Annotated in this window: 3 protein-coding genes; 2 read left to right on the top strand and 1 reads right to left on the bottom strand. The window is 41.6% G+C overall.

Annotated features, from left to right (window positions below; all coding sequences use genetic code 11):
• Positions 1 to 318: 318 nt before the first annotated feature.
• The gene (locus V7K67_RS02320) at positions 319 to 687 is read left to right on the top strand and encodes an STAS domain-containing protein (protein ID WP_334708734.1); all 369 of its coding nucleotides are present in this window, start codon (positions 319 to 321) and stop codon (positions 685 to 687) included.
• Positions 688 to 779: 92 nt separating this feature from the next.
• Here the strand turns inward: V7K67_RS02320 and V7K67_RS02315 are convergent, their stop codons facing one another.
• Positions 780 to 1376, bottom strand: coding sequence for a chromophore lyase CpcT/CpeT (locus tag V7K67_RS02315; protein WP_334733307.1), 597 nt, complete (start codon positions 1374 to 1376; stop codon positions 780 to 782).
• 209 nt (positions 1377 to 1585) lie between these two features.
• Between V7K67_RS02315 and psb29 the strand changes: the two genes are divergently transcribed.
• Positions 1586 to 2293 carry a photosystem II biogenesis protein Psp29 gene (psb29, locus tag V7K67_RS02310; protein ID WP_334708732.1) on the top strand — a complete coding sequence of 236 codons (708 nt, stop codon included), beginning with the start codon at positions 1586 to 1588 and terminating at the stop codon, positions 2291 to 2293.
• Positions 2294 to 2450 lie beyond the last annotated feature (157 nt).

Below are 2450 nucleotides of genomic sequence, written 5' to 3'. Positions count from 1 at the left end.
GGGAATAGGGAATAGGGAATAGGGAATAGGGAATAGGGAATAGGGAATAGGGAATAGGGAATAGGGAATAGGGAATAGGGAATAGGGAATAGGGAGTTAGGATAATTATCCCGATCTTCCCTCATCTCCCTCATCTCCCTCATCTCCCTCATCTCCCCAATCCCCACTCTCCACTATTTTCCTGAGTTAAACTACTAGAGTTAAGCACTTAGCAGAAAAAGGTGACAATTTTAGCTATAGCTTGTTAATCTCAAGTGACAGCATTAGAAAATTCTGCGACTAGTTAATCTTAAGAGAAATGTCACGGGGAGGACTTTAGTGATTCATATAGACCAAAAAACTTATACAACCCAAGACGGAAACACCGTTATTATCCTGACACCAGCAGGCCGTCTGGACATTACCACTGCTTGGCAATTTCGGCTGAAGTTACAGGAGTGTATTTCCAAACTCAGTCGCCATGTAGTTGTAAATCTGGCTCAGGTAAATTTTATTGATAGTTCGGGTCTTACGTCTTTGGTAGCTGGAATGCGTGATGCTGATAAAGTCAAGGGCAGTTTCCGCATCTGCAATGTACATCCAGAAGCCAAACTCGTGTTTGAAGTGACGATGATGGATACTGTTTTTGAAATTTTTGAAACAGAAGAGGACGCTTTAGAAGGTGTACCTCGTAGCATTGCGAGCTAAAAAAGAGTTGGGAGTTGGGAGTTAGGAGTTAGGAGTTAGGAGTTAGGAGTTAATTCATAACTCATAACTCATAACTCATAACTTTATCTTATTTAATACTGATTTCGCTTGGTGTAGCGATAAGGCCCCATAATCGCTCCCCAAGTTGCTTTTCCGGTTGCTGGATCAATTCCTTTGTCGTAGCTGTGAAATTCTGTCGCTGTCGCTGCAAAACCCAAGGAAACATAGATGCTATTGCCAAGATAAGTAAAGCTGCAACGTGTCTCTGGTGGTGGGGTAGCGGTAAACTTGTAGCAATCGCCAGCTAGTTTTTCTTGAGTAACTGTTAGGATACAACCTGGTAGTAAATCTAATTGTTCTAGTGTCAGTGTGTTTAGTAGAGCAGGGTTATCACCTGCGCCTCTTAATGCACCTGGATCTTGAGGCATATAATATTGTGCTTCCACGGTTGTGTCAGAGTCGCTCAACTGACGCAACCGGATAATTCGCTGGCGATAAGGTTGATCTAGGGTAATAACGTTAGCCTGTTCGGCAAACAAGGTGATGCTATCTTCTGTGAACAGATTAACTGGTCTTTGCCACAGGCACAGGTGGACATACCAAACTGGTTCTGCTATGGCTTGTTCCCGATTATCAAATTCACCAGTTAGGTACTCACCTAAAGCAATTAACTGTGGCGAGAAATTCATAAATGCAATAAATAAATCATTAAGGATAATAATTTTTGGCTAGTTTTTTAGGAGAAAAGGTCTTATCTCCTGTGGCTACTAGCTTAAAAAATACTTCTGATGTGTCTATATTGTAAATGAAACCGTCACTTGCTAAAAGCTCAACTTGGCAAAGTAGCCTTTAAGCGACAAAATAAAGATACGTCGCCCTTAACATTCTCTTTTTCTTTGTGAATAACGTCCGTACAGTCTCTGATACAAAGCGAACTTTCTACAATCTTCACACTCGTCCGATTAACACTATTTATCGTCGGGTAGTAGAAGAATTGATGGTGGAAATGCATCTGCTGTCAGTAAATATCGATTTTAGCTACAATCCAATTTATGCCTTGGGTGTCGTCACTACTTTTGACCGTTTCATGGAAGGCTATCAACCAGAACGGGATCAAGAATCAATTTTTAACGCCTTATGTCAGGCTATAGAAAAAGATCCGCAACAATATCGGCAGGATGCCCAAAGACTGCAAGCTGTAGCTAAAGGTTTGGCAGTTAAAGATTTAATTGGGTGGCTGGCCCAAACTACTTACTTAGATAGAGATACTGACTTGCAAGCACAATTGCAAGCGATCGCCAACAATCCTAACTTTAAATACAACCGTTTGTTTGCAATTGGTGTATTTTCGTTATTAGAACAGTCCGATCCCGAGTTGGTTAAAGACGAAAAGCAACTCACTGAGGCGCTAAAAGCGATCGCAGCCGGTCTGCACCTATCCGATGACAAACTCAACAAGGATTTGGAGTTATATCGTTCTAACCTAGACAAAATGGCGCAAGCACTGATAGTAATGGCAGATATGCTCTCAGCCGATCGCAAAAAACGCGAGCAACGTAAACAACAATCAACTACCCCAGTTGCTCCCCCAAGTTCCAACGAATAGTTAGAAGATGGGAGTGATGAGTTAGGAGTTATAAGTGAGGAATTGTTAATAGCTCTTAACTCCTAACTCCTAACTGCTAACTGCTAACTGCTAACTGCTAACTGCTAACTGCTAACTGCTAACTGCTAACTGCTAACTGCTAACTGCTAACTGCTAA

Origin of the sequence: Nostoc sp. (genome assembly GCF_036917155.1) — a bacterium.
Classification (GTDB): Bacteria; Cyanobacteriota; Cyanobacteriia; order Cyanobacteriales; family Nostocaceae; genus Nostoc.
Note: the sequence above shows the minus strand (reverse complement) of the source record. Positions and strands in the feature narration are given on the sequence as shown.